The organism is Streptomyces sp. NBC_01571, from assembly GCF_026339875.1.
Lineage (GTDB): Bacteria > Actinomycetota > Actinomycetes > Streptomycetales > Streptomycetaceae > Streptomyces.
On sequence record NZ_JAPEPZ010000004.1, the window covers coordinates 87,208 to 113,555 of the forward strand.

Consider the following 26,348-nt stretch of genomic DNA (forward strand, 5'->3'; position numbering starts at 1 on the left):
GGCGGCACGGAGGACCGGACAGCCCGGCTCCCGCACGACTGATCCCGACAGGGAGACCAGATGACCGAGACACTCCACACCCCGTCCCGCCCGTATGGTGCGGACTCCCCGCTCGCCTACCTGCTCGAACTCGCTGAGCATGCGGCCGGTCCCTCCGAGCAGGAGCAGCGCGACGACGCGGAGACAGCTGCCGTCCACTACATCTGCAACGAATACGGTTCCACCCTCGGGCAGGCCGTCGACGCGGAAGCCTGGCAGGGCTACCCGGGCGTCCCTGAGGACGGCAGCCAACGCTTCGAGGCATCAGCGGTGGCGTGGCTGGACGGCGGCCTGTGGCTGCACCACACCCTGCGGATCACCGAACACGACGGCGCCACCGACGTGCTCACGCTGATCGTGCCGTGCACCTGCGGCCGCGGGTACGTCGACATCGTCCTCGACGGCGAGGAGGACCTGATGCAGACCCTCGCGGACTTCCGTCCCACGGCCGGTCAATCTCCGCACGACGAGAGGGACCCGCTCGATTGCGCGAGCATCACAGCCCGACCGCGTCTCGGAGCCGTCGACGCCTGGCGATAGCAGGATCCAACGGTCAGTCGCCCCTGGCGCTCTCCGTGCACCCCCAGCCGTCAAACACAGCGGCGGTTGGGGAGGCGCGGTGTCCGCCCGGTCGCCCGGACCCGGCGACGACCCTCCACCGGAGGTCTTCGTGCCCGCAACCCGTTCCCTGATCGATGCCGTTGCCGAGCGTCTCGGCTGGCGCCGCGCCTACGCCGACACCACCGAAGTCGACGCCCTGCTCACCGCGCAGACCGACCGCGCCTACAGCCAGGCCCCCGACCCTGCCGACCTCGCCGCCGCCCAGCATGACGAACTCGCGGTGCAGCCCTGCCTCCTCGACGTCCGCGCCCGCGCCCTCGCCGACTTCGTCTACCTGGAGGCAGTCCTCGCCGACGCCCGCCGCCGGCGCCTGTCTCCGGATCTCATCCGCGGTCTGCGGGCCGTCGTCGGTCACAGCCGGGAACTGACGGCGCTCCTCGCGGACGCCGTTCGGACCACCGCGGCCGTACACGCCGACAGTCACTGAACGCGGGAGGGCCGCGGCACGCTGCCGGGGCCCTCCCTGCACCGATCACGAGACCTGGAGAGCCCATGAGTGACAACGCTCAGAACATCCCTGCTGGACTGCGCTGCTGGTCGGCGAGCTGGCCCGGGTACACGCCGGTGGACATCACGCCACCGGAGCTACAGCCTGCGGCACTGGCCAGGCACGTGCCGGACTGGGCCGAGGCAGCCGCGACGCCGGCCGACGTCGACGACTGGGACGTCCGACGTGCTCGCGCGCTCGTCGACTACGAGTTGGACATACGGGGCTGGCCCTTGCACCCGCAGGGCCGCACCGGGCGCACAGGCCGGAATCTCGGGAAATGGGGCGAGAACGCCGCTGCCGACCCGATCGTGGTCGCCGGCACCGGCGAGCAGCGACGAGTACTGCTGATCACCCGGGACGACATCCATGTCGAGGCGATCCCCGGTGGCATGGTCGACGCTGGCGAGACCGCCCCTGCCGCCCTGGTCCGGGAACTGCGCGAAGAGACCGGTGTGGACCTGGCCGACCACCACCCCGTGATCCTGGGTCAGGACGTCGTGGACGACTGGCGCACCTCGGATCACGCATGGGTCGCGTCCACCAGCGCCCTGTACTGGTTGCCTGCCCCGGTGACCGCCGTCGCCGCCGACGACGCTCTGGACGCCAACTGGTGGCCGGTCCAATCCCTCGACGAACTCGACGCAGCGATCACCGCCGCAGGCCGCACCCTCTACGCCGCACACCGCCCCCTGCTGCAACGCGCCCTGGACCACCTGCCCAAGTAGCCCGCCGCCAGCCGCAGCACAGGCACTGCCCCCGCCCGCCCGTGCACGCCCGCAGGGGCGGGCGGGAGCGGAGTCCGCGCGCCCACGACAACGACCAACCCCACCACCACACACCACACCAGAAAGGCCCCAGAGATGACCGCACCCGCCAGCGCGTCGACAAGCTCCTGGAGGGCCGCCGCTCCCTCTCCCGAGCTGCGGTTACGGGAGGACGAACTGCAACGCCTGCGTCGGTGCATGCGTAAGGCCGCCGAGTTCGTGCACGACGACCAGCACGACCTGGACGCCCGCCGAACCCTCGCAAAGCTGCTGGAGATCCCTGCACCGACATCTCGGGTCACAACCCGTCGTGTCACCCGGTGGCTGGCCCGCGCGCACCGCGCCAGCTGCTCTCGCCTCCGCTCGTTCGCACAAGATCAGGAGAACGGCCAAGATGACTGAGTACATCCCCCCTGCCGCCCGATTCGCCGCGGTGTACGCACTGCTGCGCGCAGCCTCGGACCTGGGCGACCACTGGATCCAGTCCGACCATCAGGCCACCACCAAGGGCCAGCACGACGAGACCGAGGGACAGTCCAGCAGGGCTGGCCGTATCGCCTGCACCACGCACGTGATCACCTACACCGCCACGCAGGCAGCGGCCCTGTACGCGGGATCCCGAGCGCTCGGCCTGCGCCTGTGCCCCGGCCGCGTCGCCGCGGCGCTCGCCCTGTCGGCCGGCACGCACTGGTGGGCGGATCGACGCATCCACCTCAAGGCCCTCGCCGACGTCACTGGCAACGGCAACTTCTACCAGCTGGGCGGCCCCCTCGGCGGCAGCTACGCCCTTGACCAAGCCTTCCACCACGCTGTCGAGACGGCCGCAGCCGTCATCGCCGCCTCGAAATGAAGCCCGACCACGAACCGACCCCACACCCGGCCGAAGGCGGCGACAGCGGGGCCGGGACCTGGCACACCAATCAGTTCGCAGGCGGTGCCCCCTACCCCACCCGTCACTACACCCACGTCGACTGCGGCGACCACGGCAGCCGGTACCTCGAACTCCCCGCTGAGTCCCTCCAGATAATCCGCGCCATCCACGAGGCCGCACACGCAGTGATCGCGCTCGCCGGCGGCGCACACCTGCACCACACGAAGATCGACAAGCCTGGCAGTCCCGGCGACACAGCAGGGGCCACCGGCATCTGCGGGCTCACGGACTCCCAGAGCGTCGCCGCCTACTGCGCAGCTGGAGAGCGAGCCGACGACCGGTGGCTGCGCGACAACGGCCTGTGGACCGCTCGACGCGCCGTCTGCGTAGAAATCGGGGCCCGCGCCGACCGTCAGACCCTGCTCGCCCTGAACTCCCACGTCGGATTCGGCGACACGGACATCCACTACCAGGCCGTCCACGACCTCGCCGACCGGCTCATCGACCAGCACTGGGACCAGATCACAACCCTGGCCGGTCACCTGGTCGAACGGCTCTACCTGGACGGCAGCGACGTCGCCACCCTGACAGAGATCGACGGCCCGGCGTGCACGTGCGGCCGCAGCGCCGCGCGCAGGCAGGCCCGGCGTCCGTGGCGGTGCTGGATTCCGGCACCTCGTCCAGCAACCCGGTGGCACCGCCGGTAACCGCTAGCTGCACCCCCGCGCCTGCTCCTCCCCAACGGGCCGAGACGGCGCGACGGCGATGCCGCCTGCCTTCACAGGAAGTCGACGACCCACTCACCGACCCCGCCGAGCAGCACGCCGCACGTGCTGCCGTCACCCGCAAGGAGATTCCGCATGAACGAACCGGTCTACCCGAACCTGCCGGAGAACAGCTTGGTGGTCGTCATCGGCCCCTCCGGTGCGGGGAAGAGCACCATCGCGCGCACATGGCCCGACTCGCAGGTCCTGTCCCTGGACGCACTGCGTGAGACCGTCAGCGACGACGCCGGCGACCAGGACGCGACCAGCGACGCCGTCGCCGCCCTGCACCTGCTCCTGGAAGCCCGGATGCGGCGGCACCGGTTCACCGTCATCGACGCCACCAACGTCACCCGCGATGCCCGGGAGCCACTGGTCGCCGCCGCCAAGAGGCACGGCATGCTCCCCATCGCGCTCCTGGTGGCCACCCCTGGCACGACCTGCGTGGAGCGGCAGGGACCACGGTCGGCCAACCGCACGGTGCCGGAGGAGGAGGTCCTCCTGCAGCGCAGGCTCATGGTCGAGTCACAGGCCAGCCTCGAGGCAGAGGGCTTCACCGAGATCATCTACGCCGAGAGCCTCTACCGGCTGCTGCCGTTCCTGCAGCGGCTGAGCGAGCGACGGCAGGCCGACCTGGGCCTGGACGGCGGCGACGGCCTGGGCGATCTCCTGCTCGTGCAGCGGGTGTTCGGCCCGGAGATCCTGCCGCTGTGGCAGTGGAAGCCGGGCTCCACCCTCGCGGGCGCAGACCGCGTCGCGGAGATCCGCCTCGGCCAGATGTACCTCACCCTCGCCTACCGCGGGGACGTCGACGGGCAGGGCGACTACGGATTCGACGTCGCCGTGCCCTGCCCCCGCGACGACGAATGCACCGGCCGCGCCTGGGTGCCCGCCTACAGCGTCACCTGCCTGTTCCGGGCGCTGAACGGCGACCTGGACGACAGGGAGGACATCGTCTGCACCGTCCACGGACCGAACAACGACGACGACCAGGACGACGACCCCGAGGGCCGCGCGGACCTGCAGGCGCAGTTCGCGGACGCGGTTCGGGAATGAGCCGAGCCGCCGACGGACCGCACCCACACCCGCTCACCCCGGCCGAACTCCCCGCCGGCGACGACTGGTTCCACGGCTGCCCGGACTGCCACCTGCCCATCCAGGGCGGCGGCGCAGGCCTGGCCGCGCACCGCCGCACCGTCCACACAACCACCGGGGACCCCCGGCGAAAGATCACGATCGACCTGGAGTTCTGACCTCCGCCGCGCCACAGCGTGACGGACGCTCCGTGCCGCCCCGGCCCTCCCCGCACGACGGAGGCCGGGGCGGTCGCGGTGGTCCCTCACACCACGATCACGAAAGGAGACGGACGTCATGCCGCTGCCCTACTTCGAGGTGGATGTCCCCATACACCGAGCAGACCAGCCGGGCGAAGGACTGCACGTATTCACGGGCCGCGCCGACAGCCCCGTCACCGCCGTGCGGCTCGCCCACGAGGCCTACGAGGCGGCGCGGGCCGCACGGGCCGCCGGGCTGGAGATTCCCCACGGGCATCCGGACGGCTGGGGTGCCTGCGGCTACCGCCCTGGCTGGGAGCTCGACTGGACGGCCGCGACCGCCGGCCCCTGGAACAACCCCTACCGCTGGACCAAGCCCCGCAGCTTCGCGCTGTAGCTCCACCCCGGGACGGACAGCGAGGCGTCCAAACCAACCGCCCGTCCCGGGCCCATCCCATTCCCGTTCGAGACGAGAGAGGGAGATCCTCAGTATGGACTCCGTCCTGCGCGCGCACGGCCGGATCGGCCCGCGCACCCTCCTGATCACCACCGCCGCCGTTCCACTGACCGGCTGGACCATGCACGCCCTCGCGCTGCACCACAAGCTCGCCGCGACCCGGAAGGACCCGCTGACAGGGCTCCTGCGCCGCGACGCCTACACCGCCCGCGGCCGCCGGATCCTCGCCCGCCACCGCGGCGACACCACCGTGGTCATGGTCGACGCCGACCGGTTCAAGGCCATCAACGACACCCTCGGACATGCAGCCGGAGACACCGTCCTTGTCGCGCTCGCGGCCCGGCTCACGGCCTGGGCAGGCCCCCGTGCAGCCGTCAGCCGCCTCGGGGGCGACGAGTTCGCCGCAGTCCTGGAGCTGCCCGCCAACCGCCGCGCCAAGCGGCTGGCGCAGCTGGTGCGGATGCTGCACATCCCGGTCATCCTGGACGACGGCCGCATGATCGACGTCGCCGCGTCGGTCGGCGCCGCCGCCCCGGACATGACGGGTGTCCGCGATCTGAGCGGGCTGCAGCGTGCCGCCGACGCCGCCCTGTACGACGGCAAGCACGCGGGCCGTGCGGTCCTCGCCACGCACCAGCACGTCACGGTGCCTTCCATCAACGGCCGCCGGGCGGGACGGCTGGGCACCGCCACATGGGGGCGAGCCGCATGAACGCACCCCACCTCGTCGGGGACTGGATCCGGGGCATCACGATCCGCCAGCCCTGGGCGACCTGCATCCTCGCCGGGAAGACCGTCGAGAACAGGACCGTGCACTGGCCGTGGCGCGGCTGGGTCCTCATCCACGTCGGGAAGGCGAAGCCGGAACCTGCCGTGCTGCGTGACCCGCTGGTCGCCACCGCGATCCGCGGCCGTGAACTCCACCTGGGTGCGGTCATCGGCGTCGCCCGGCTCGTCGACTGCCACCTGGACCAGGGGCCCGAGCGCTGCACCAACTCCTGGGCGCAACGCGCCGCACACCACCTGGTCCTCGCCGACGTCCACGAACTGGCACTGCCCGTGCCCGCCAGGGGCGCCCTGTCGGCCTGGAAGCCAACACGGGACCTTGTGGGCCAGGTCCTCCAGCAACTGCCCGGCCTGAAGCCGTGAACCGCAGGCCAGGCCAGAGGCTCCTGTTCGAACCGGGCCTGATCCCGCCTCCCGGCTGCCTCCTGGACTGGCGCGACAACCAGCACTTCGACCGCTGGCAGGACCTCCCCTGCACGCTGTGCGAGCAGCCCACGCCGATGCGCTCCCACTACGGAGAGCCCGTGCACAAGGCCTGCGCTGAGGACTGGATCTCCACGCACCCCACCGAGGCCCGTCTCGGCAGGTTCGCCTCCGACGTCCAGACCAAACGCCGGCGCGACGACGACCACGCCTGAACCCCTCCAACCGGAGGCCCCATGAGCACCAATCGCGACGTCGACCACGCCCTCGCCTACCCCGAGCCGCCCGCCTCGTCGCTGTGGCACCGCCACGGCGGCATGCAGACCCGGCCCCTCACCGACGCACAGAAGAAACGCAACCGCGAGCTCCTGCTGCTCGCGCAGCACACCGCTCGACCCCGTACCCCTCGCCGCACCAACACCCTGACGGAGACCACCTGATGGAAACCACACGCTGCGCTCTCGACGGATGGATCGAGGCGATACCCGTCCCCGGCCCGCACGGCACCGTCACCTTCGACCTGGTCGTCCGGCCCCCGGACGCCGACAGTCTCCCTGACGACGCACCCGACACGATCATCTCCTGCACCAGCGACAGCCCCCGGATCACCCACGAACTCCTCAACGCCGTAGACCCCGGAGCTCTGGTACGCGCTTCGGGCACCCTGAGCCAGCCCCAGACCCCCGGCGAGAACGCCCACCTCACCCTCGAGGCCCTGGAGATGCTGGACGGACTCGAACCGAAGCCGAGGGCGGGCCGTTACGGCAACTACTACGCCGTTTTCGGCTTCGATGCCGGCACCGACGCCGTTGCCGTTTTCACCACGGGCGGGCGGTGGGTCGGCCTCGCGGACAACGTGCACGCCCTGCCCGCCCTGATGGACATCGACCAGCGGGTGAACGGTGGTGACGCCTGATGGCGGCCATCAAGCTGGCCCGCACCGTCCTGGAACGGTTCCCCGCCGGAGGCCCCCGCGGGTCGTGGCCGGCCGAGGATTTCGCGGCCGGCCAGCGAGCCCAAGGCAGGAACGCTCAGGTCGTGATGGACCTGGAGAGCGACCAGTTCTGGGTGCTCGCCGACAACGCGGAGGCCGGGACGTGAACGCCACAGACACCAGGGCCCGGCAGACCTCCCAGGCCCGTGCAACCCAGCCGATCCGCCCGCACATCCCGTCGGCGAAACGGCCCGCGAACGCCGAACATCCGGACGCCGGAAGGAGCCGACCCATGGCGACACCCGACCCCGTGCACGCCCCGCTCACCGCTGCGCAAGCCGTGGCGCTGGTCCTGCTGCGTGACGGACGCACCGAACGCAGCATCAGCCAGCGCACCGGCACCTCCGGCGACGACCTCTACCGGCTGGCCGCCGCGCACGGCATCACCGCCCCGCACGCCACCGTGGAGGGCCACCGCTGCCACGAGGCGGCCGGCACCGAGCCGTGCGACGGATGCAGCCTCGCCGCCGCCCGCGATCAGGCCCGCGCACTCGCCCGCCACCGCCGGTCCGTCAGCTCCCTGCCCCACGCATCCCGCCGCCAGACCACCCGACGCAGGAGGACGGCAACCCGATGATCGAGCGCATACCGATCGCCCTCACCGGCTACCAAGACGCCGCCGCCACCCCCGGATCCGACGTCGACACCGCCGCCTGGCGGATCATCTCCTCCCCCGCCGACTGCGAGGCGGCAGACGAAGCCATCATCCCCTGCACCACCAGGCAGCCGGACGTCGCACGCAAGCTGCTCACCGAGTGCCAGCCCAGCGACCTGCTGCGTGTCACCGGCTACCTCACCCTCCCCGGCACCGCTGACGGCGGTATCCGGCTGGACGTCGACTCCGTCGAGATCCTGTGGGAGCCGCCGCTGCAAGAACAGCCCCCCGACCACCCGACCGAAGACCACAGCGACCGAGACCGGGCGATTCAGGCCCTGGCCGAAGCCCTCACCGGCCTCCCCTGCACGACGACTGCGGGGGAGCCGCCGGACGTCCGCATCAACATCGGACCCATCGGCCTGCACGGCCTGGACATCGGCAACTGCCACAGCATCGACGTCACCACAACCCACACCGACCAGCTCACCAGCGCGGTGACCGCCATGCTGGCCACCCTCGGCAGCCTGCCCCCACAAGCCGGCACTGGCTTGAACGCGCTGTCCCCGGCCGACATCGCCGGATTCTTCGACGACCTGGACCTCACCGAGCTCACCGAGCTCACCGGTGACGCTGACGCGAGCCGGCCCGAGCACGGGGTGATCGGCCCCCGCACCTGGGACGACCTGCTCGGCAACTCCCCCGGCGCCGCCACCGACGACAACGACCGGTAGACCACCGCCCTCCCCACAACGGCCCCAACGAGCACCGCGACCCCTCCCCCAAGAGGGAGGAGTCACGGTGCTTTCGCATCGACGAAAGAGAGTTCTTCCATGGTCCGCATCCTCGTTCGCATCGAGTCCCGCCACGCCGACAACAGCCCCTGCACCCACAGCGTCAAGCCGTCCGGCAAGCCCCGCGACCCGAACTCCGGCTGCCCCGGAAGGACCGCGTTCGCCGTCGTGTGCAGCGAACACGGCGACGTCGGCAACCTCCACCACGTGAAGGCCGCCGCTGAGCCCGCGGCCCGCGACCACCGCGACGAGCACCGTACGGCGCTCGCCGTCCGCTGAACCGTCACGCGTGCCCGCGCCCGCCACTGCCGACAGCACGCCCACCGGCGCGTCCTCCAGACGGTCGGCAGGCACGACCGGGTGCCGGGACCAGACGGTCCACGACGGCATGTGCCATCCAGGAGAACCCCCCCATGCACACCCACCCCGACACGCCGCCCGCCCGGTGAGCGGCATGACCGGCCGCGCCTACCTCGAACGCGGCCAGACCGTCACCGTGGTCATCCCGTACTGCGCCCGCCGCACCCCTGACCTCACCGCCGACTGGCTGCACTTCCAGTGGCCCAGGCGGCGACCCGCCGCCGGACCACGCAACGTCGCCATTCGCCGAACCGACGGATCGATCGTCGTCCGGCCGTTCCGCGGCCTCACCCTCCAGACCCCCGCCGATCGGCAAGCCGGCCCACACCCCCCGGCGGCACCGCACCTGACGCGCAGCCGCCCACGCAAGTCCGACTCCCCGCACCACCCCTTCCCATGACACCCGAAAGCCCGGAGCGCCGCACCCGCCGCCACGCGGGCGCGGCGCTCCCTTCACTCACCACGGAGCAGCCACATGCCCATCAGCCCACCGGCTCCGGAGCGTGCCCCGCGGCTACTGACACACCTGCAGCAGTTCACGTCCCTCCAGACCGGGCAACTCGACGCCGCCCGGCGCCTTTTGCGGCAGCACCCCAGCCTGCCGCTGGACAGCTTCGGGATCTCCAGCAGCATCTACCCCGAGCCGGGCCGCCCCCAGCACAACCTGATCCTGCGCCTCGGCGCACACGACACCGCCGGCATCACCGCATGGGCCCGCGCCCTGGGCACCGAGCCCCGCATCGACGGTGCCCGCCACCGGCTCAACACCGTCCTGGACGGCATCGGGATCTGGGCGTCGGCCACAGTCCCCGAGACCGACTACGACATGGACCAGGCGGTGTTCGTACCGACCGCCGACGACGTCACCGAGACCATACGGGGCCTGCTCGTCACCGACTACGGGGACGACGGCTACCTGCTCATCACCGGCCACCCGCCCCTCCGCGACGTCCTGGCCGTCACCAGCGCCTACTACCGCGAGACCTGCGGGGTGCGTCTGCGCGCGTTCGACGGCCGCGCCCTCGCCGACAACATCAGCCGCAGCTGGGGGCAGTTCGTCGCCTACCCCACCCGAGAGGAGTGGCAGCTCCGCAGCGTCCCGGAGGACACACCCGGCGCCCTCCCCGTCACCTGGATGTACGCCCGTGACGGCCACACCCAGGACATCGGCGCCCCCGTCCATTGCCCGACCTGCGGACGCCCCAGCCGCGGCCTCGACTACGACTCCGAGACAGGTGACCGCGTACACCTCTGTCCCGCACCCGTCTGCAGGCACCGGTGGCACGTCGACCACTGCCCCACCTCTCCGGGCCTCGCACCCGACGCAGACCAGCGCGCCGCTCTCACCTTCCACTGACCCGCCCGGGCCGGCCCGAAAAGTCCGGGCCCCCGCCGGTATGAACCGCCGGCGTGGGCACCGGACACCACTCGACAGCAGCACCCCCTCCCCTGACAGGAAGGACCCGCCTCATGCCTCTGCGCGACCCCGGACACGTCCTGCTCACCTCGTTCGGCTACCTCCATCTCCCCCAAGACGCCGACGGCCGACCCGTTCCGCCGCCGGCCGACCGCATCGAAGACGTACGGGACCGGCTCCGCGACCCGGCCGCCGCCCGCGACATCCTCGACCTCGACGGCCTCAACCCCCGCGTCCAGGACGTCGTCTGGAACACTCCCGGCACGCGCGAACTCCTCGGCAACCTCGCCGAATACGCCGGCCTGCCCGCCGGCCCGCGCCGTATCGCCATCGGATGCGCCGGCGGCAAGCACCGAGCCGCCGGCCTCACCGAACTCCTGGCCCGAGAACTCCGCCGCCGCGGCCACCAGGTCGACGTGCAGCATCTCCACGTCCATCTGCCGCGCGTCCTCACACCCCGCACCGCCGAGCAGGAAACCAGCCGATGATCCGCCGCATGCTCCGGCGCCTCGACAACACCCCTGCCACCGGGGCCCCCGCAGCCCGGGCCGTCACCGGCGACCGCACCGCACCCCTCGCCGCCTCGAACCCGCAGCCCTGGACACCGGGCTGCGACCAAGACGTCGCCATACGAGTCGGCCCGTTCATCGAGCGAGCACACCCCATACCCGGCGACGACGTCGGCCCCGACACGATCGCCGTCAAACTGGTCCACCCCGACACCCCGTACGCCACGGCCTACCTCCACGGAGACGCCCTCGGCTACACGGACACGGGCTGGCTGCGCTGCAAGACGGCCACCATCCTCGGAATCTGGAACCCGTCCTACACGGCACTCACCCACGCCGCAGCGAACCTGCCCCTGCCCGACGACGTCGGCATGGACCGCGCCCACTACGCCATCCACATCCAAGCCCGCCGCAGTGACAACACCGAGTACACGCTCCTGCGCCTCGGGCCCTACTTCCAGAACCGCATCACCTCACGCGACGTCGACCGCCTCAACACCGCACTGAAACGCGGGACGGCGCTCGCCATCCCGGACATCACGCTCACCGCCGAAGACGCACAGTTCAACGTCAACGAGTACGCGACCTACACCGACCCGTACCAGGCCGACGTCGTCTCGCTCCTGGCCGACGCCATCGTGGGAGCGAACGCATGACCGCCACCCAGTACGAGATCGAGACCAGCACGGGCGACGACGGCATCCCCCACCCCAACGAAGCCATCTGGACCCCGGCCGGCGACGACGCGGCCCGCCACGGCTTCATCGTCCACAACGGGCTGTACACCACCGGCATCAGCTCGCCGCCTGCCGACGACCTGTACCCGCAGGCATTCATCACTCTCGGACACCACCGGTGGTCCGACGCCATCGAGGGCGCCGCTGCCTACATGAACCTCGTCCACGAGTGGCGCACCCTCCACCTCTACCCCGGCGACGACCCCCAGGAGACCATCCACCGCATCCCGCGCGCCGTCCTGACCTGGGGGGTATTCCTGCGCCACCTCCACGACGACGACCGATGCACCTGCGAGCAGGAGGGAAGCTGGCGGATGGCCTGGGCGCCACCCACCGAGCCTGGGTCAGTCCCCGTCACAGCCATGCGTCACCCCGCTGCTACGGCTGCCGGCGCAGGCATCCCCAACCCAGACCACGCCTCCCACGCGATCTGGGCCGCCTGACCCCATCGGCCGCCCACGGGTGCGGGAAGGACAGCCAGCACTGCCTCTCAGGCGTCTCTGCACTCTCCCGCTGCGGCCGCCTCCGCATCTGATCCGCCTCCCCGAAATCGGCCCGGGGCGGCCGTAGACCACAGAGTCCGGCCGCCCTGGATGACTCCTCCCTTCGCGTACACCACCGCGGCCTCAGCCTCACCGAAGGGGCCCATGCCCCACGGCCCCGGGCAACCCCAGCCACAGAGGAGCCAACACCCATGGGTGACACCCGAATCGAATGGACCGACAAAACTCACAACGCCTGGTGGGGCTGCACCCCCGTCTCATCGGGTTGCGACCACTGCTACGCAGACACCCTCGCCCGACGATGGGGCCACGACGTTTTCAAGCACCGCGCCCCCCGCCGCATGCTCTCCGACGACTACTGGCGCAAGCCCCTCACTTGGAACCGCGAAGCGCAACGCACCGGCGTACCGATCCGCGTGTTCACGATGTCCATGGGCGACCTCTTCGAAGACCACCCCCAGGTCACCGAAGCACGCGAGCGGCTCTGGCCCCTCATCGACCAGACTCCGTGGCTGCGCTGGCAACTCCTCACCAAGCGGCCCCGCAACGTCACCGGCATGGTCCCCTGGGGGAACGCCTGGCCGGACCACGTATGGCTGGGCACCTCCGCGGAAGACCAGCGCTGGGCGAACATCCGCATCCCGGCACTCCTGCAGATCCCCGCCGCCGTACGGTTCCTGTCCTGCGAACCCCTCCTCGGCCCGATCGACCTCAACAAGGCCGTCATCCCCATGGGCAGTCAGCGCGGCCACGGCCTCACCGCCTCCTACGTCCACGCCGGCGACTGCTGCACACGCCGCCTCCACGGCATCGACTGGGTCATCGCCGGCGGCGAATCCGGCCCCAACGCCCGCCCCATGCACCCCCGCTGGGCCACCGACCTCCGCGACCAGTGCAGTGCTGCGGACATCGCGTTCTTCTTCAAGCAGTGGGGAGCGTACGCACCCGAGACCCACCACCACGACCGCGGCCGCATCACCGTGATCGACCTCCAGGGACACACCTGGGACGCAGCCGACCCAGCCACACCACCAGACGCCATCCCCATGCGCCGCGTCGGAAAAGGGAAAGCCGGCCGCTGCCTCTCCGGACGGCTCCACGAAGCGACCCCACCCCTCTCCCCCACGCGCACGACCAACGCACCCGTCACCTGACCCGCCAGCCCGACGCCCCCAGACCGCCGTACGCAACACGCCCAGAACCGCGGCACTCCCCCACCACACCCCGAGCTGCCCACGAACAGAATCAGCCGACCACGAAACGGACCACCATGATGCAACCCCCGACCCCTCCACACCTCGACGTACGGCGTTCCGCCGCCGTCTCCCCCTGCGGCCGGTACCGCTACCTCCTCACACGTGAATGGGCCGACACCGGGAAGACCGCCACCTTCGTCCTCCTGAACCCCTCCACCGCCGACGCCACCCAGGACGACAACACGACCACGCGATGCATCACCTACGCACAGACGTGGGGCTGCGCCGGCCTCCTCATCGCCAACGTCTATGCGTGGCGCTCAACCAAGCCCTCAGGCCTCGCGGCCGCCGACGACCCCATCGGACCGGACAACGACCTCTACCTCCAGACCGCGGCCGCCGTCGCCCACGACACTGGAGGCCCCCTCATCGGCGGCTGGGGAACACACGCCCAGCCCGACCGTGTCGCCGACGTCCGAGCCATGCCCGGCATGCACCGGCTCCGCGCCCTCGCCGTCACTCAAGGCGGCCACCCCCGCCACCCGCTCCGCCTCGCCCGCAACCTCATCCCCCGACCCTGGGGAGACGACGCGGTCAGCGGCCCCCGAGCCTTCGACCAGCACGGAACCTGCGCCGTCGTCGTCGCGCGCCCCGGCCTCACGAACATCCGCATGGGCCCCTACGGATCCGTCAACCGCGCCAACTCCGTCGCAAGCAGCCTTCGACAACAGAGGAGCAGCACCCAGCACGTCCCCGGCACAACCGTGAGCATCGAGCCGTACCTCCCCGAGCGCGACCACATCGACCCACAGCTCACGAAGGATCCCGACCGCATTGCAGACCTGATGGACACCGAGCCGGCCGGTGACGGCACCGGCCGCAACTTCCCCGACCTGTGGGCCCGACTGCACGCACAAGAGGGGTACGAGAGCGCCACCCGGATCTGGAAGGCGGCCTGCTCCGCGTACGACGGCCTGCACCACGACTTCACGGAAACCGAATAGCTGCGGACCCAGTTCCCCTCAGCGTCCTCGGCGTAGCCGTGGCAACCAAACGAAGCCCCGCTTCCTAGACCTTTGGGTCCGGGAAGCGGGGCTTCTTGCGTTTCAGGGTGAAGCGCGAGTCCGGTTGGTGACCGGGGTGTCTGCCGCTATCCAGACGACCTCTACCGATGGCAATCACAGGGGCACGCGACTCCCGTACACCCACCCGGACTGTAGGTGGGATCGAGCCGCCCCCGCGCCTGCAGCGCAAGGGCGAGCCGCTGGAAAGCGGCAGTTGACTCACTGTCGCTGACGTTCTCGTCGCCCGATGCGTCAGCGAGCCTCCTGCGAGCGATCGCGAAGCCGCAGGAGTATTCGGCTACATGCCACACGACGAGTGCATCGAGGTAGTCGACTGCGCGATCACCCTGTAGTCCGCTGCGCCGCATGGCCGTGCGGCCGGCCTCGATCCGTTCAAAGCACCAGAGCACCGTGAAGTACGAGGTGAGTGCCAGTTCCCAGTCCGTGGGCGCAGGGTGTGAACCATAGGGCCCGTAGTGGATGCTAGCGACGACCTTCCGGGCCGCGGCCACCTCGCCGGTAGTCAGATCATGGTGCAAGGCCCGAGCGCTTTCGAAGTGCGCTCGCCGATGTTCGGATCTCAACGCGATCACAGCGACCGCGACTGCTGCCAGTGCCAGCACAGTCGACGTCACCCCAGCCAGAGCCGACCAATCGTCTGGACTCACAGATCCCCTCCCCGATATCAACACCGTTACCCTCGCGGTGCCACCCCATAGGTCCTCGCAACAGCGTCACTACTGCACCTCGGCCGATTCGACAGTCGAGGGCCACGTGCGCCAGTGGCGCTTACGTGGCACAACGGAGCATCAACCCAGCCAGAGAGATTCACAAAACGCCCAAAGTACGGCCAGTCGGCCGCGAGACCTGGAGGCTCCTGGCGGTACTCAGACGCCAGAACCACATCGATTCACAGAATGTGAATCGCTCTTTTTGCTGGCAGAATTAGAGACATGGCACGACCCTCCCGGAAGCCACCTTCCCCAACGGGGCCGCTGCTCAAGCCACCGACCCGTGTGGGGAACCTCGACTTCGCGGCTCTTGTCGGAGAGCTGCGTCAACTGCACGAACTAGCCGATGATCCGGATATTCACCGGATGCCAGCTGACGAGGAGCTGTTCGGGGCATTGCAGTACCTCGAGGCGCATGCAGGCGCGCTTAAGACCGCAGACGCCCGACGGAAGGCCTCTGTGACCCGGGTGAAGTTGTGGCAGTACCTCCGTGAGCAGGCCGACTCGCACCAGGCGAAGGCCGTCGAGGACGCGCGGTCAGCGGAGGTTGAGTGGGCCCAACTCGCGCCCGCACTCGCCGTCAACACCGCCAGCGCCGCGTACAACAAGTCCCTACGCCTGCGCGCTGCCTCTTTTGCCGATGCCTCACACGCCGAGCCTCGGGTCCGTCGTACGCCCGAAGCCGTCCTGGAAGCCGAAAGACTGGCTGCGGCACAGACCGCAGCCGTACGGCGAGCCGAGCAGGAAGCCGCTCGTCGGCATCGCCTACTGGCGCCGGTTGCAGCCCGTCTCCTCCAGTACCGGGCGGGCCTCGATGACGGCGACGACATCACCTACTGGCTCGACGAGATCGAGGCCGTGCTGCCCTCATGCGAAACCCCAACCCAACTCGTCAGCTTGGCCACATACGTCAAGGCCGTAGTCCGCGAGGTGCGTAAGGCCGAGCACGGCAATGAGTACCGGACTGGGATGACGGACAACGCGAGGACCGCCTGCGCTGCCGCAGCCGAACTCCTCTCGCAGGACTGAGTATCTGGCCAGCCGCGTCGGGGGTACCTGTAGCCAAGATGCGCTCAGCCCTCTGATCCGATCAGAGAGAGGCTGGCTAACCAACTCCATTGAGGCGTAGAAGAAGCGGCCGTGTATGTGCACCTGCTCCAGCTGGCCATAAGGCACGCAAGAGGGGAGGCGCTGAAGCCCGGAAATCAGGACTTCAGCGCCTCCCCTCTTGCGTGCAGGCTGATTGCGGCGCAATCAGCCTCACCTTCGCTTGAAGCCGAGTGCCTGCGTCACGAGGTAGTAGTCGTCCGTTGCCGACAGCGCGGTTGCTTCGGTGAGCTTCGACGGGTTCTCCGTTACGGGGTCGTAGAAGCGCAGAACCTTCTGGGCAGCGTAGGCCTCCGGGATCCGCGGGCTCCGCCGTACCGTCGGCAGAACCAGGTCCTCGTAGGCCTCCTTAGCCTGCTGCTGACTGTCGTCGTACACCGCGCCCTGGTTTCGGGTGGTGGGGCAGTCGACGATGAGGATGTTGGACAGTTCCGCACGGGCACCCATCGCGGAGAACGTCTCCCGGATCCCGTCGATCTTCGCCTCCATGCGAGTCAGGGCCCGGAGTTCCTTCCAGCCCGGCTTGACGCATGCGACGACCTCGTCGGCCGCGACGATGGCGTTCACCACGATCAGGCCCAGGTTTCCGGGACAGTCGATCAGGATGAGGTCGTAGCTGTCGCGGATCCGCTCGATCTGGGTCCGCAGCCAGAACTCACGGCCGGTCTTGGGTGCGAGCAGCTGCTCTGCTTCTTCCAGCTCGCTGGACCCAAGAACGATGAACATGTTGGGGATCGGCTTGGTGTCGCCCTCCCCCATCGGTCCCGCCAGCGCCGGAACGACAGCGTCCTCAATCTTGGCCGCGCCCGTGAGCACGTCGTAGAGGTTCGCCTGGTTCGGCACATCGTCGGGATTGTCGTAGCCCGTGGCGGCCGACGCGTCGCACTGAGCATCAGCGTCGATCACGAGAGTCCTGAACCCGAGATCCGCAGCGCTGGCGGCGACGTTCACGGCAGAGGTTGTCTTTCCCGCGCCGCCACTCTGGTTGGTAAGGGCAAGGATGCGTGCGAGCCGGCGGGCCGCCAGAGCATCGTTATGAGCGCTGCGGTTCTTGGATGAAGTCATGGATGGCCTCCACGGGTGATTGCGGCGCAATCAGCGCTGGCGTGATGATCGCGCGGGTCCTGGCACGTGGTCCGCAAGATGTGGGTTCGGATCAGCTGATGCTGCCCTGAGGGCGGGCGCCGAGCCCACTCAAACGGTGGGGGTGATTGCGGCGCAATCACACAACTCTGAAGGCCAGCACCGGATGGTGGTGTCGGGCTTGGGAGGAAGTGCGATACCGCGCCGCACGTTACAGGGCACCTGTCCGGAAAAACCAGTCACCCCACCGGTTCGGACCGGTGGGGTGACGAATCAGTCATGCTCAGGCAGACAGATGCTCCTTGAGTGCCTCGATCTCTGCACGGTCGAGCAAGTCGATGATGCTGAGGGCCAACTGTTCGACGCTCTGCACCACGATGACCCCACGCGGCTCCTCCCGAGTCGCTACAGCAGTGCCAGCGGCAGCCGACTTCTCAGGTGCGCTCTGAGGCGATGCCGTCCCGCTGCTTCCGTCACCTTCAGAGGCAGGCGTAGGCGGGGAGCTCTGCAGAGAATTTCGAACCGGCTTCAGTTCGGAACTGATGCCCTCAGCGCTTGAATCACTCCCCCGCGGCACCGGCAGCGCAGTCTTGACCGAGTCCTCCTGGGCGATTGCGGCGCAATCACCTTCGTCCTCGGCAGACGGCAGCGCCTGCTGATCGCCAGGAAGCTTGCTGACGGCGGCTGCGTCGCCAGCCGCCAGCTCGCCGCGCACGAAGGCCTCCTGGAGGTCCGGCCGCAAGCGTGCGTAAACCGTGGCAGCCTCACGAACCGGCAGAACGAGCAATGCCCCTGCGTTCCCGGAGTCCTGCCCTTCGGTCTCAAGCAGCTGCTGTTCCTTCAGCCAGTGGTTCACAACCGCCTGCTGCAGCGCGGGAACAAGGCGGAGCAGGGCCACTCGGTGCGACACGTACGTCTGCGAGCAGCCAGCGCGCTTCGCGAGCTCTCGCTGCGACAGCTGCTTTCCGTTCTCGTCCTTCTCGTCGAGCGCCGCCTGGAACTCGACAGCCTCCTCGACGGGGTTGAGACCCATCCGCTGGAGGTTCTCCTGAATAGCGGCGATCCGGAGACTCGGCACGTCTCGGCGCACCAGGATCGGCACCTCGCTCAAGCCGGCCTTCACAGCGGCGGCAAGGCGGCGGTGGCCGTGGTGAACGACGAAGAGGACGCCCTCGGCGACCTTCTCGTCGACGGCCTCCTTGTGCTGCGGATAGAACTCCACATAGACATCCGGGGGGATCACCGTCATCGCGGTGTTCATGCCGTCGGAGGTGAGCGAGTCCGCAAGCTCCTCGATCCTGTGCAGCTCCTTGCGGCCATTCTCCGGGCTCGACATCAGCTGATCCGGTCGCACCGTCGGCAGCCCCTGCGGCACCAGCCGGACCTGCTGACTGGCCGCCCTACGCGCTGCCCTCTCGGCAGCAAGGTCTCGGTTGAGGCCGGGTTTCTGAGGCATGGGCGTCTCCGTAGTGTGCTGAAACGTGTGCGAGGCCGGAGCCTATCGGCCGAGGTGAAGTCTTCGCCGCACCCGTGCGTGATTGCGGCGCAATCACGCAGAGATGGAGCACAGCCAATAGCCGCTTTTGGGACTATGTGCTCGATAGACGTCTATCTGACCGCTGTTGACCCTACCGTCCCGCTGGCATGGGCAGGCTCCAGAGCGCCAGCGCACCCGATGGCTCCGCACCACAAAGTGCAGCTATGGGCAACGGCGAGGCGAGCCCAAACCACGGCACGCGCACGCGAGAGGGGAGTGCGGCTTCGGCCGGGAGACCAGTCCCATCATCCGTCGGACTGCTGAACCCTCAGCGGACAGAAGAGCACCTGCACGCCCACGATCACTTTTCGTTGACGATCCGCCAGGATTCAGCTCCGCAGCATCTCTACCTGGGCCAGCCCGTGGCAGTGTGAGACCCGTTCAGTAGTGAGGCTTGAAAAGGGGAGTGGGACGTGGCTGCGGGGAACGATGCGATACCCCAGCTGACTCGAGCACACCGGATTCTCATCGGTGTGGTCGTCGCCGGTGCGCTCGTCATCGCGGGAATCGGCTTCGCGGGTTCGTACGCGGCCGTGCGCGAACTTGCCCTCAAGAAGGGCTTCGGGAACTTCGCGTACGTCTTCCCGATCGGCATCGACGCGGGCATCTGCGTCCTGCTGGCACTGGACCTCCTCCTCACCTGGATCAGGATCCCCTTCCCGCTGCTGCGCCAGACGGCGTGGCTGCTGACGGTCGCCACGATCGCGTTCAACGGCGCCGCGGCCTGGCCGGACCCGCTGGGCGTCGGCATGCACGCCGTGATCCCGGTCCTGTTCGTGGTCTCCGTCGAGGCGGCCCGGCACGCGATCGGCCGGATCGCCGACATCACCGCCGACAAGCACATGGAGGGCGTCCGCCTCACCCGCTGGATGCTCTCCCCGCTCCCCACCTTCCTCCTGTGGCGCCGGATGAAGCTGTGGGAACTGCGCTCCTACGAACAGGTCATCAAGCTGGAGCAGGAACGGCTGGTCTACCAGGCCCGCCTGCGCTCCCGCTTCGGCCGCGCCTGGCGCCGCAAGGCCCCCGTGGAGTCCCTGATGCCGCTGCGCCTCGCACGCTACGGCGTCCCGCTCGCCGAAACCGCCCCCTCCGGCCTCGCCGCCGCGGGCATCGAAGAACCAGCCCAGATCACCGTCGAACAGGTCCCTGCTGCGACGCCGGCGGAACGGTCTGCCCTCGACACGGCGGCTGTCCCTGAACCAGGGACAGCCGCGCAGCCTGCGTCCGCGTCGGAGTCGGCTGGGGCCGAAGCCGTCACGATCCCGCGACCGCGGAGTGAGGCGCCGAGCGAGGAAGCCGCCGAACGGTTCGCCGTGGCCTATCAGGCGTTCCTCGCGCAGTTCCAGGCCGAACCGACCACTGCACAGTGGGCCCTGTGGCTCCGCGACCGCTACGGCATCTCCACTGGCACGGGCGAGCCGCTCTCCGAGGAGCAACTCCAACCCCTGCTCCAGGTTCTGCGAGTCCGCTACACGGATGCCGGCCCCGAGGCCACGGTTGAAGAGCCGGAGCCGGCAGACCAGTCGTGGGACGATTACTTCCGCAGCGCCTGGTACAGCTACCAGAAGCACCACGGTGTCTACCCTGATGCTGATGCCCTGGCGGCCTACCTCTACGAGCGAGACGCCATCACCGGTGACGGCGGGCGCCCCATCGCGGGCGCCGACCTGGCAGGCTTCGTCGCGAGCTTCGAGCAGCGTGAGCTCGATGGCCCGGAACTTCCTCCCGAGGATGCGGCCAGCACTGCCGTGGCGAACGGCAGCGAACTGGACCCTGCGGACACATCCTCGTCCGATCAGAAGGGCGGCCGAGACGAAGCCCCATCGACAGTCGCCGCGGCTGAGGGGACGAATCGCGGTCCGCGAGCGCAGGCCACGCTCGACCAGGCTCCTGAAGCGGAGCTCGCGGGGGAGAAGGGCGGTCTGACGACCGTTGACCGCTACTACCTCGCGTGGGCTGGCTTCCTGGCGGAGCATGGGCAGGAGCCCAAGGACCGCCAGCTCTCCGCCGTACTCGCTGAGCGACACGGAGTCCTCGGGCGAGGTGGCCAAGGCGTCAGTCCGAGCACACTGCGGCGATACATGCCAGGCTTCCGCGTCTACGCGGCCTGGTCCGCGCTGCGGGAAACCACTGCGACCCCCACTGCGCAAGACGTCGCGCGTGAGTGCGCAACTCGCGAGATCTCAGTGCGCAGGACACCTGTCACACCGGAAATGATCGAGCCGGACCTGTCAGATTTCGAGCGTCGCTGGCACGCCCTTGCGCAGCACGAACGTCAGGAAGCGGCTGCCAACTGACACTCAACAATATCGTTTGAGTGCCTAAAGAGTTGCGCATTGTGGCCTTGAGCTGCAAGGACGTATCACCGGACGGGATCCGTAGGCGCGGGTCCGCATTCCGCGGCGTGAGTTCCCTCCCTCCACGCGGCAGTTGCGCAGTCACGTAGGCGAGGTTGCAGGGAACCCGTGTGAATGGCAGGGCAGGCTTCTCGGAAGCCTGTGCATCCGTCGCCGGCGTGGCATTCAAGGGTGTACCCGGTGCTCAACCCGCTTCGAGCGAGTGCCGCCCACGGAGCGTTCTGCTGCGGCATCACCGGCCCGCTGACACCTGCTACACGACGGCGGAGAGTTCGGCGGGGGAGGCGAGCAGAGAGTGGATGAGGTGCTGAGTCTCGTCTTCCTGGGACGCGTCGATGGACCGGTTGACCTGTTGCAGTCTTGAGATGGCGGTGTGCAGTCCGGACCGGTTACCGCTGGCGTGTTCGATCCTGAACCAGTCGCGGTAGAGCAGTTCCGCGCTGCCGTCGACTTCCAGGCCGACTGCTACGGCTTGCCGGGCTGCTGCAAGGTCGCGCCCGGGTCCTTCGAGCATGCGCCACTGGGCGACGCTGTGCGCGACGTCGATGATGCGGGTGACCATCTCCTGGGCGTAGGGCTCGGCCCAGGGGAGGGGCTGGGCGCCGAAGGGCCTGCCGCGGACCATGCCGAGGGCGTCCTCCAGCCGCGCGACTGCACTCGGGCCGTCTCGTAGAGCTTGTTCGGCGAGGTCTTTGAATCCGTCCCAGTCGCAGAGGACGTTGGGGCTGATGGCGTAGGGGTCTTCGATGGCTGACCGACGGGGGATGTAGGGATTGCCGTCGGGGTCGTCGCCGAGTGCGCGGCGAAGGTCTCCCATGCGTGTGTTCAGCGTGCGTCTGGTCCACGGCGTGAGCGGGTCCATGTCCGTGCAGAGCGTGTCCGCACCACGTCCCGGCTTGAAGTGCAGCAGGGCGGCGAGTTGTGATTCCCGCGGCCCGTGGCTGCTGCCGGCGCCGCTGCTGATCTGCACGGGTCCCAGCACGCTGAGGAAGGGTCCTGGCTGCCGGTGTCCGGCGGGCCGTCCCGCAGCGTCCGCCCGTGTGGGGAGGCGCGTTGAAGCGGGCGCGGGCTCCGGAGGGGCAGGCGCGGATTGATCTGGCGGCTGTTGTGCGGTGGTGGTCTTGGCCGTTGCGGAAAGAAGCGCAGGGAACACATCGAGGTCCGCAGGACCGGAGCCGGTGGTGCTTGACGGCTCGGGCAGCACGGCCGCGACGGGCGGTCGGATCCGCGACGACGACGACGCCTTCGCCTTCGCAGGTGGGTCGGCCGGTTCTGTGGGCACGTTCTGCCAGCCCCCTTCGGCAGGGTGGGGTGGCTGGCTGGAGATTTCCAGGTCGGTGATGATCTGCTGGTAAGCGGCATCGTCGATGTGCTGCAGGACGACGGTGATGTCGGTGCCGTCGAGGGGCTGGGCGGTGGTGGCGGCCGCGTCGAGGATTGGGGCCTGTGCGAAGTGCCGTGCGGCATGGTCGGCAGGTGCGATCAGCAGGGCGGGCAGCTCGCCGGCCTTGTCGAGCATTTCGGCGAGTTGCCATGCGGTGTCGGCGTCGAGCGAGGTGGCGCAGACCAGAAGGTAGGGCTGGTCGGTGTCGTCTGGGAGCTGAACGGAGGCGAGGAGCCAGTCGGCCAAGTCGCGCAGGGCGTGTGCCGGCTGTCGTTTGTGCCCAATGCGCATGGTGGGCAGCAGATGGGTCAGTTCTTCGACGAAGCCGACGGTGACGATCTCCAGCCGGTCCGCCCACGCGCTCATCGCCAGCTCCAGGACGAGCGCCCGGCACACCTGTCGGATGTCATCCTCGGTCCCGTCCAGGAGGACGGCTCGGACCGCGGCCAGGTTGAGGAGGATCACGTCGCCGGTCGCCTCGTCGGCGCCGATGGTGACGAACGCCGGATACGGCGGGGTGACGTCGAGCGCCTGCTCGGTGGTGAGGAGCTCTGCATCGTCAGGGAGTACCCACCAGCCCTCTGCAGCCGCTGTGAACGGGAGCATCGGCCCGGCGTCCTCGTCGACGGGCTGCACAGACAACGTATTGGGACCCAGCCGGGCCGCCCGTAGCTCCGGCAGCGGCTGCTCGGTTCTGTCTGCATGGTCGGCGAGGGTCCGCAGGGCCCGGTCGAAGCGAGGAGCGGCCGGGGGCTCGGCCAACTGAGCCAGCTGCGCCGCGGCCGGTGACGGGGCTTCCGCTATCGCGATCGTCTCGCCCACCTTGCGGCGCCGGCGCTGCAGCAGACGGCGCGTGCCCAGGGCGCCGGTGACGGCTGCGGCAAGCAGCGCAAACGCGCCCAGAGTCGTCCGCAGCTCGCCAGTGCGACTGGAAGAGTCCGCCGGCGGCACCGTAGCCGGGCGTGAACCGTCGTCCGGCTGCGCCGTGCCGGACGGGGTCGCAGACGGATCGGCGTCCCGCGTCGTTCGTTCGGAGTGCTCCGTGACTGGCGGGGTTCCTGGCGTTGCGACGCTGCCCGCTGGCCCGTCGGCCTTCGGTGTGGCCGGAGAGCTGGAGTGTTCCCGGACCGGTGGTGCGGGTTCCTCGTGGTCCGGTTCGTTGTTCTGTCGGCTTTGGCCCGTGGCTGCGCCGGAGTGGGCGGGCTGTGTGGCGTGGGGCAGCGTGACGGTCTGCCCGGGGTAGATCAGGTCCGGGTCGGTGATCCGGGGCAGGCCGTCCGGCTGCGATCGCCCCTCGCTCGCTGCGTACAGGTCCGGCCAGCGGTCGGCGTCGCCGAGCTGACGCTGGGCTATCCGGGACAGGCTGTCGCCGGAGTGCACCGTGTATGTGCCGTAGTGGTGGCTGTCGTCCACGCCCGTGTCCTTCTGTGCCGTGTCCGGCGCCGCCGGCTGGGTGTAGGCGGCAGGCTCGATCGTCTGCTGCCGTGCTGCAGCGGGGGAGTGGGCCGCCGGGATGTGCAGGGTGGTGCCCTCGGGCAGCAGTGACTGGGTGGCGGGCACGTCCGGGTTGATGGTGCGCAGTTCCGGGTAGCGGGCGCCGTCGCCGAAGAGCTGCTCCGCGAGCTCCCACCACGTCGTTCCGCCTGCTCCTACCGTGTACTCGGCAGTCTCCGGTGCACTGGTTGTGGCCGTCATCGCGGCTGCGGCACCGGTCCGGTGATGGCCGGCTGACGGGCTGTCGGAGTTGAGGTCCGCGGCTTTCGTGGGGGCGTGGGGAGCGGTGGCCGCCGGGCCGGCGGTGAGGTCGGCCGCGCTGGCGGCTGCGGCCGGTGCGGCGAGGAGCAGGCCGGTGATCAGGTATCCGGCGAGCCGCTGTCCGGTGGCCATCCCGGGCAGGCGAGGTGTGGTGCGCCGGGCCAGGACGGAGACGGCCTCGATGAGGACGGGAATGGTCAGCCACAGCCAGGCCGCCCACGCGGCCAGTGTCATCGTCGCCACCAGGCTCGTGCCGCTGTCGTCCTGCGACAGCAGGGCTTCCCGGACGTCGGCGAGGGTCGGCAGGTGCGCGGGCACGGTGCCGAGCCAGAGCAGCACAGACGGCACGCCCACCACGAGTGCGGCCAGCGCGACGAGGCTCAGCACGATATGTATGGTGGCCCGCAGCCTGCCGCGCGGGCGTGCGGTGGGGTAGTGGGGCATGAGTCAGCCTCCGGCCTGGTGGACCAGTGTCGCGGTGCCTTCTCCCGTGACGGGCATCGAGCTGACGCCGATCAGGGACGCGAAGTACGGGTGGTAGGTGTCGTGCACGGTGACTGTCAGGCTCTGCCCGTCATCGCCCACGGTGACGTCGCCGTCCAGGCCTTGCTGGGTGAGGAAGGTGCGGGCGGCCTGGGCTGCGGCATCGGGGTCGAGGCGTAGGGCCTGGCCGGTGATGGCCTGGGCCGGGTCGAGCTGCTGCGCGCCAGCCCGGGCGGCTTCCTGGGCGATGTAGTCGGCGTCGGACTGGGCGTCCAGGGCGAGGCCGCCGTCGATGACGAGCCCGATGAACAGGAAGGCGATGAGGACGACGCCGGCGTAGAACAGCTCCATCCCCCCGCGGTCGCGGCCGGTCGGCGTCAGACAGCACCCTGTGCGCGGGCGACTCATGAGGCCCCCTTGCTGGACCATATGTCAGCAACGGACGACTTCGTGCTGCTGAGCCTCTTCGACCCGCTTATGCCAGGAAGCAGAAGATCACTGAGCGGTGCGGAGCATGCGACGGTGACCGTGACCCGCGCTGCCTGCCCGACCGGCGCAGCGAGTTCACCGGCGTCGACGGTGACGGCGATGTCGGCGCAGTGCACTCCGGAGCTGTCGAGGCTGGCCCGGGCAGCTTGGAGCGCGTCGGCCTGCCCGGTCGCCGGGTCGGCGGCGACTGATGCGGTACGGGCGGCATCACGGGCGGCCGCATCGGCAGCGCCTTCGGCAAGGCCAATGCGTCCGCAGGCAATGAGTAGGCCGAACAGGGCTAGCCCGCACGGCCAGAAGATAGCGGTGCTCAAGGCAACGGATCCCCGGTCGTGCGACCGGCGCGGCAGTCTCCGTTTCATGGGCGGAACTTCTCGACAGGGGCGCGCACGCTCTGGCTGACGTGCCCGCCCCAGCCCGGCACCAGGTTGATCACCGTTCCTTGCACGCGGACCTGCACGCTATTCCCGTCGTCGGCGACCTGGACGTCGGTGTCGGAGAGGGAACCGCCCATGCGTGCCAGGTAGGTGCGGGCCGCGGCGGAGCCTGCTCCGTCCGCGGAGTCGTAGGCGCGCTGAGCGTCGACAGCCTGCTGGGCAGCATGGTGGGCGACGGAGCGACCGTGGAAGTAGAGGCCGCCCTGGACGATGCCGAACAGCAGCAGGAACGCGAGCGGCACCGTCATGGAGAAGTCCAGCGCGGTGGCGCCGCGGTCCTGGCGCCACCATCGTCCGGGCGGGCGAAGACGCGGGAGCCGACTCACC

32 protein-coding genes are annotated in these 26,348 nt (G+C 69.5%); 26 read left to right on the forward strand and 6 right to left on the reverse strand.

Going from position 1 to position 26,348, the window contains the following annotated elements:
* Positions 1-60: 60 nt before the first annotated feature.
* From OHB41_RS49715 to OHB41_RS49835, 25 genes are all read left to right on the forward strand, one after another.
* Entirely contained in the window at positions 61-579 is a 519-nt protein-coding gene (locus OHB41_RS49715) for a hypothetical protein (protein ID WP_266709013.1), read from the forward strand.
* A gap of 130 nt (positions 580-709) precedes the next feature.
* Complete coding sequence (locus tag OHB41_RS49720; protein WP_266709015.1) at positions 710-1,087, forward strand: hypothetical protein; 378 nt, start codon at positions 710-712, stop codon at positions 1,085-1,087.
* Positions 1,088-1,152: 65 nt separating this feature from the next.
* Positions 1,153-1,875 carry an NUDIX domain-containing protein gene (locus OHB41_RS49725; protein ID WP_266709017.1) on the forward strand — a complete coding sequence of 241 codons (723 nt, stop codon included), beginning with the start codon at positions 1,153-1,155 and terminating at the stop codon, positions 1,873-1,875.
* Positions 1,876-2,308: 433 nt separating this feature from the next.
* Positions 2,309-2,764: a transcriptional regulator gene (locus OHB41_RS49730; protein ID WP_266709019.1), complete on the forward strand. Its 456-nt coding sequence runs from the start codon at positions 2,309-2,311 to the stop codon at positions 2,762-2,764.
* Positions 2,761-3,492 (forward strand): hypothetical protein, encoded by a 732-nt coding sequence (locus OHB41_RS49735; RefSeq protein ID WP_266709021.1) that lies wholly within the window; start codon positions 2,761-2,763, stop codon positions 3,490-3,492. The genes OHB41_RS49730 and OHB41_RS49735 overlap by 4 nt, the downstream gene beginning before the upstream one ends.
* A gap of 153 nt (positions 3,493-3,645) precedes the next feature.
* Positions 3,646-4,605 carry an ATP-binding protein gene (locus OHB41_RS49740; RefSeq protein ID WP_266709023.1) on the forward strand — a complete coding sequence of 320 codons (960 nt, stop codon included), beginning with the start codon at positions 3,646-3,648 and terminating at the stop codon, positions 4,603-4,605.
* Complete coding sequence (locus OHB41_RS49745) at positions 4,602-4,802, forward strand: hypothetical protein (protein ID WP_266709025.1); 201 nt, start codon at positions 4,602-4,604, stop codon at positions 4,800-4,802. The genes OHB41_RS49740 and OHB41_RS49745 overlap by 4 nt, the downstream gene beginning before the upstream one ends.
* Before the next feature lie 118 nt (positions 4,803-4,920).
* Positions 4,921-5,220, forward strand: coding sequence for a hypothetical protein (locus tag OHB41_RS49750; protein WP_266709027.1), 300 nt, complete (start codon positions 4,921-4,923; stop codon positions 5,218-5,220).
* A gap of 94 nt (positions 5,221-5,314) precedes the next feature.
* The gene (locus tag OHB41_RS49755) at positions 5,315-5,992 is read left to right on the forward strand and encodes a GGDEF domain-containing protein (protein WP_266709029.1); all 678 of its coding nucleotides are present in this window, start codon (positions 5,315-5,317) and stop codon (positions 5,990-5,992) included.
* Entirely contained in the window at positions 5,989-6,429 is a 441-nt protein-coding gene (locus OHB41_RS49760) for an ASCH domain-containing protein (protein WP_266709031.1), read from the forward strand. The genes OHB41_RS49755 and OHB41_RS49760 overlap by 4 nt, the downstream gene beginning before the upstream one ends.
* Positions 6,426-6,704 carry a hypothetical protein gene (locus tag OHB41_RS49765; RefSeq protein WP_266709033.1) on the forward strand — a complete coding sequence of 93 codons (279 nt, stop codon included), beginning with the start codon at positions 6,426-6,428 and terminating at the stop codon, positions 6,702-6,704. The genes OHB41_RS49760 and OHB41_RS49765 overlap by 4 nt, the downstream gene beginning before the upstream one ends.
* Before the next feature lie 21 nt (positions 6,705-6,725).
* Positions 6,726-6,929: a hypothetical protein gene (locus tag OHB41_RS49770; protein WP_266709035.1), complete on the forward strand. Its 204-nt coding sequence runs from the start codon at positions 6,726-6,728 to the stop codon at positions 6,927-6,929.
* Positions 6,929-7,405, forward strand: coding sequence for a hypothetical protein (locus OHB41_RS49775; protein ID WP_266709037.1), 477 nt, complete (start codon positions 6,929-6,931; stop codon positions 7,403-7,405). Before OHB41_RS49770 ends, OHB41_RS49775 begins: the two co-directional genes overlap by 1 nt.
* Positions 7,405-7,590 carry a DUF8839 family protein gene (locus OHB41_RS49780; RefSeq protein WP_266709039.1) on the forward strand — a complete coding sequence of 62 codons (186 nt, stop codon included), beginning with the start codon at positions 7,405-7,407 and terminating at the stop codon, positions 7,588-7,590. The genes OHB41_RS49775 and OHB41_RS49780 overlap by 1 nt, the downstream gene beginning before the upstream one ends.
* A gap of 125 nt (positions 7,591-7,715) precedes the next feature.
* Positions 7,716-8,060: a hypothetical protein gene (locus OHB41_RS49785; RefSeq protein ID WP_266709041.1), complete on the forward strand. Its 345-nt coding sequence runs from the start codon at positions 7,716-7,718 to the stop codon at positions 8,058-8,060.
* Entirely contained in the window at positions 8,057-8,812 is a 756-nt protein-coding gene (locus tag OHB41_RS49790; protein WP_266709043.1) for a hypothetical protein, read from the forward strand. Before OHB41_RS49785 ends, OHB41_RS49790 begins: the two co-directional genes overlap by 4 nt.
* Positions 8,813-8,911: 99 nt before the next feature.
* Entirely contained in the window at positions 8,912-9,151 is a 240-nt protein-coding gene (locus OHB41_RS49795) for a hypothetical protein (RefSeq protein ID WP_266709045.1), read from the forward strand.
* Between the two features lie 175 nt (positions 9,152-9,326).
* Positions 9,327-9,632 (forward strand): hypothetical protein, encoded by a 306-nt coding sequence (locus tag OHB41_RS49800; RefSeq protein WP_266709047.1) that lies wholly within the window; start codon positions 9,327-9,329, stop codon positions 9,630-9,632.
* 75 nt (positions 9,633-9,707) lie between these two features.
* Entirely contained in the window at positions 9,708-10,589 is an 882-nt protein-coding gene (locus tag OHB41_RS49805) for a hypothetical protein (RefSeq protein ID WP_266709049.1), read from the forward strand.
* Positions 10,590-10,702: 113 nt separating this feature from the next.
* Positions 10,703-11,137 (forward strand): RapZ C-terminal domain-containing protein, encoded by a 435-nt coding sequence (locus tag OHB41_RS49810; protein ID WP_266709051.1) that lies wholly within the window; start codon positions 10,703-10,705, stop codon positions 11,135-11,137.
* On the forward strand, positions 11,134-11,814 hold the full coding sequence (locus OHB41_RS49815) for a hypothetical protein (RefSeq protein ID WP_266709053.1): 681 nt from the start codon (positions 11,134-11,136) through the stop codon (positions 11,812-11,814). The genes OHB41_RS49810 and OHB41_RS49815 overlap by 4 nt, the downstream gene beginning before the upstream one ends.
* Positions 11,811-12,338: a hypothetical protein gene (locus tag OHB41_RS49820; protein WP_266709055.1), complete on the forward strand. Its 528-nt coding sequence runs from the start codon at positions 11,811-11,813 to the stop codon at positions 12,336-12,338. Before OHB41_RS49815 ends, OHB41_RS49820 begins: the two co-directional genes overlap by 4 nt.
* 251 nt (positions 12,339-12,589) lie before the next feature.
* Complete coding sequence (locus tag OHB41_RS49825) at positions 12,590-13,552, forward strand: phage Gp37/Gp68 family protein (protein ID WP_266709057.1); 963 nt, start codon at positions 12,590-12,592, stop codon at positions 13,550-13,552.
* A 116-nt stretch (positions 13,553-13,668) separates the two neighbouring features.
* The gene (locus tag OHB41_RS49830) at positions 13,669-14,598 is read left to right on the forward strand and encodes a DUF1643 domain-containing protein (protein ID WP_266709059.1); all 930 of its coding nucleotides are present in this window, start codon (positions 13,669-13,671) and stop codon (positions 14,596-14,598) included.
* Positions 14,599-15,611: 1,013 nt separating this feature from the next.
* A complete protein-coding gene (locus OHB41_RS49835) occupies positions 15,612-16,418 on the forward strand; it encodes a hypothetical protein (RefSeq protein ID WP_266709061.1) in 807 nt (268 codons plus the stop codon).
* Between the two features lie 231 nt (positions 16,419-16,649).
* Here OHB41_RS49835 and OHB41_RS49840 read toward each other — a convergent pair whose 3' ends face one another.
* Both OHB41_RS49840 and OHB41_RS49845 read right to left on the reverse strand, forming a co-directional pair.
* Entirely contained in the window at positions 16,650-17,561 is a 912-nt protein-coding gene (locus OHB41_RS49840) for a ParA family protein (RefSeq protein ID WP_266709063.1), read from the reverse strand.
* 301 nt (positions 17,562-17,862) lie between these two features.
* Positions 17,863-19,035 carry a ParB/RepB/Spo0J family partition protein gene (locus OHB41_RS49845; protein ID WP_266709065.1) on the reverse strand — a complete coding sequence of 391 codons (1,173 nt, stop codon included), beginning with the start codon at positions 19,033-19,035 and terminating at the stop codon, positions 17,863-17,865.
* Between the two features lie 494 nt (positions 19,036-19,529).
* Here OHB41_RS49845 and OHB41_RS49850 point away from each other — a divergent pair, with 494 nt between their 5' ends.
* The gene (locus OHB41_RS49850) at positions 19,530-21,413 is read left to right on the forward strand and encodes a DUF2637 domain-containing protein (protein WP_266709067.1); all 1,884 of its coding nucleotides are present in this window, start codon (positions 19,530-19,532) and stop codon (positions 21,411-21,413) included.
* A 313-nt stretch (positions 21,414-21,726) separates the two neighbouring features.
* Here the strand turns inward: OHB41_RS49850 and OHB41_RS49855 are convergent, their stop codons facing one another.
* From OHB41_RS49855 to OHB41_RS49870, 4 genes are read right to left on the reverse strand one after another with little or no spacing between them, the layout of a single operon-like run.
* Positions 21,727-24,999, reverse strand: coding sequence for a LysM peptidoglycan-binding domain-containing protein (locus OHB41_RS49855; RefSeq protein ID WP_266709069.1), 3,273 nt, complete (start codon positions 24,997-24,999; stop codon positions 21,727-21,729).
* Positions 25,000-25,059: 60 nt separating this feature from the next.
* Positions 25,060-25,503, reverse strand: coding sequence for a TadE/TadG family type IV pilus assembly protein (locus OHB41_RS49860; protein WP_266709071.1), 444 nt, complete (start codon positions 25,501-25,503; stop codon positions 25,060-25,062).
* On the reverse strand, positions 25,500-25,946 hold the full coding sequence (locus tag OHB41_RS49865; protein WP_266709073.1) for a pilus assembly protein: 447 nt from the start codon (positions 25,944-25,946) through the stop codon (positions 25,500-25,502). Before OHB41_RS49865 ends, OHB41_RS49860 begins: the two co-directional genes overlap by 4 nt.
* Entirely contained in the window at positions 25,943-26,347 is a 405-nt protein-coding gene (locus OHB41_RS49870) for a TadE/TadG family type IV pilus assembly protein (protein WP_266709075.1), read from the reverse strand. The genes OHB41_RS49865 and OHB41_RS49870 overlap by 4 nt, the downstream gene beginning before the upstream one ends.
* Between the last annotated feature and the right edge of the window lies 1 nt (position 26,348).

Bases quoted from the DNA above. Each gene is read 5' to 3' on its own strand.
- OHB41_RS49845 (WP_266709065.1), bottom strand. From the start codon at position 19,035: ATGCCTCAGAAACCCGGCCTCAACCGAGACCTTGCTGCCGAGAGGGCA.
- OHB41_RS49795 (WP_266709045.1), top strand. From the start codon at position 8,912: ATGGTCCGCATCCTCGTTCGCATCGAGTCCCGCCACGCCGACAACAGC.
- OHB41_RS49790 (WP_266709043.1), top strand. From the start codon at position 8,057: ATGATCGAGCGCATACCGATCGCCCTCACCGGCTACCAAGACGCCGCC.
- OHB41_RS49780 (WP_266709039.1), top strand. From the start codon at position 7,405: ATGGCGGCCATCAAGCTGGCCCGCACCGTCCTGGAACGGTTCCCCGCC.
- OHB41_RS49860 (WP_266709071.1), bottom strand. From the start codon at position 25,503: ATGAGTCGCCCGCGCACAGGGTGCTGTCTGACGCCGACCGGCCGCGAC.
- OHB41_RS49760 (WP_266709031.1), top strand. From the start codon at position 5,989: ATGAACGCACCCCACCTCGTCGGGGACTGGATCCGGGGCATCACGATC.
- OHB41_RS49730 (WP_266709019.1), top strand. From the start codon at position 2,309: ATGACTGAGTACATCCCCCCTGCCGCCCGATTCGCCGCGGTGTACGCA.
- OHB41_RS49785 (WP_266709041.1), top strand. From the start codon at position 7,716: ATGGCGACACCCGACCCCGTGCACGCCCCGCTCACCGCTGCGCAAGCC.
- OHB41_RS49820 (WP_266709055.1), top strand. From the start codon at position 11,811: ATGACCGCCACCCAGTACGAGATCGAGACCAGCACGGGCGACGACGGC.
- OHB41_RS49735 (WP_266709021.1), top strand. From the start codon at position 2,761: ATGAAGCCCGACCACGAACCGACCCCACACCCGGCCGAAGGCGGCGAC.
- OHB41_RS49715 (WP_266709013.1), top strand. From the start codon at position 61: ATGACCGAGACACTCCACACCCCGTCCCGCCCGTATGGTGCGGACTCC.
- OHB41_RS49840 (WP_266709063.1), bottom strand. From the start codon at position 17,561: ATGACTTCATCCAAGAACCGCAGCGCTCATAACGATGCTCTGGCGGCC.
- OHB41_RS49775 (WP_266709037.1), top strand. From the start codon at position 6,929: ATGGAAACCACACGCTGCGCTCTCGACGGATGGATCGAGGCGATACCC.
- OHB41_RS49800 (WP_266709047.1), top strand. From the start codon at position 9,327: ATGACCGGCCGCGCCTACCTCGAACGCGGCCAGACCGTCACCGTGGTC.
- OHB41_RS49770 (WP_266709035.1), top strand. From the start codon at position 6,726: ATGAGCACCAATCGCGACGTCGACCACGCCCTCGCCTACCCCGAGCCG.
- OHB41_RS49810 (WP_266709051.1), top strand. From the start codon at position 10,703: ATGCCTCTGCGCGACCCCGGACACGTCCTGCTCACCTCGTTCGGCTAC.
- OHB41_RS49815 (WP_266709053.1), top strand. From the start codon at position 11,134: ATGATCCGCCGCATGCTCCGGCGCCTCGACAACACCCCTGCCACCGGG.
- OHB41_RS49805 (WP_266709049.1), top strand. From the start codon at position 9,708: ATGCCCATCAGCCCACCGGCTCCGGAGCGTGCCCCGCGGCTACTGACA.
- OHB41_RS49750 (WP_266709027.1), top strand. From the start codon at position 4,921: ATGCCGCTGCCCTACTTCGAGGTGGATGTCCCCATACACCGAGCAGAC.
- OHB41_RS49865 (WP_266709073.1), bottom strand. From the start codon at position 25,946: ATGAAACGGAGACTGCCGCGCCGGTCGCACGACCGGGGATCCGTTGCC.
- OHB41_RS49745 (WP_266709025.1), top strand. From the start codon at position 4,602: ATGAGCCGAGCCGCCGACGGACCGCACCCACACCCGCTCACCCCGGCC.
- OHB41_RS49740 (WP_266709023.1), top strand. From the start codon at position 3,646: ATGAACGAACCGGTCTACCCGAACCTGCCGGAGAACAGCTTGGTGGTC.
- OHB41_RS49755 (WP_266709029.1), top strand. From the start codon at position 5,315: ATGGACTCCGTCCTGCGCGCGCACGGCCGGATCGGCCCGCGCACCCTC.
- OHB41_RS49835 (WP_266709061.1), top strand. From the start codon at position 15,612: ATGGCACGACCCTCCCGGAAGCCACCTTCCCCAACGGGGCCGCTGCTC.
- OHB41_RS49825 (WP_266709057.1), top strand. From the start codon at position 12,590: ATGGGTGACACCCGAATCGAATGGACCGACAAAACTCACAACGCCTGG.
- OHB41_RS49725 (WP_266709017.1), top strand. From the start codon at position 1,153: ATGAGTGACAACGCTCAGAACATCCCTGCTGGACTGCGCTGCTGGTCG.
- OHB41_RS49830 (WP_266709059.1), top strand. From the start codon at position 13,669: ATGATGCAACCCCCGACCCCTCCACACCTCGACGTACGGCGTTCCGCC.